This window comes from Bartonella sp. AA2SXKL (genome assembly GCF_042197205.1).
GTDB lineage: Bacteria > Pseudomonadota > Alphaproteobacteria > Rhizobiales > Rhizobiaceae > Bartonella.
Genome location: NZ_JBHIRN010000111.1, coordinates 295 through 771 on the forward strand (window position 1 = coordinate 295; position 477 = coordinate 771).

2 pseudogenes are annotated in these 477 nt (G+C 41.3%); both read right to left on the minus strand.

Annotated features, from left to right (window positions below):
- A pseudogene (locus ACFINS_RS10110) lies at positions 1-273 on the minus strand (hypothetical protein); the annotation flags it as partial.
- Positions 158-477 (minus strand): annotated as a pseudogene (locus ACFINS_RS10115) (hypothetical protein); the annotation flags it as partial. The pseudogenes ACFINS_RS10115 and ACFINS_RS10110, both read right to left, overlap by 116 nt.

The window sequence follows — 477 nt, forward strand, 5'->3', positions numbered from 1 at the left end:
TGCCCAACGGCTTAAACCATCGAGAGAAAAAAGATAAGCAACAGCTGTGGCTTTTTCATCTTCTCCAGGTTGGCTTTTAAGTCCACCAGAAAGCATGAGAAACATAGCTTTTATTTCTTCCTCAGAAGCTTTTTCATCAAGCATTTGCAAAGCTTCATTACCCAACGAAATAATTCTCTTCGCTTCTGCAGGTGATGGCTTTTTGCCCGGTAGCCAATGGAATGGAGGGTTTTGCATCATCCTCGAACAAAAATTTGTACGGACTGTCTGCATTTTTGAAATCGGACATGTGTTGTGTAATTCTATAGGCACGACCGCGCTGTTGTCCTGTTTGGGAATTGGTTTGTGTTCCATAATTTTCTCCTTGTTTGTAATTTTTTGAATTTCTCACCCAGTTACGCCACGTTGCTTGCCAATCGATTTTGGTTGCATTTGCTCCAGCTTTTGAATGCCAGTAATCTCGAAACTTTGCGATTT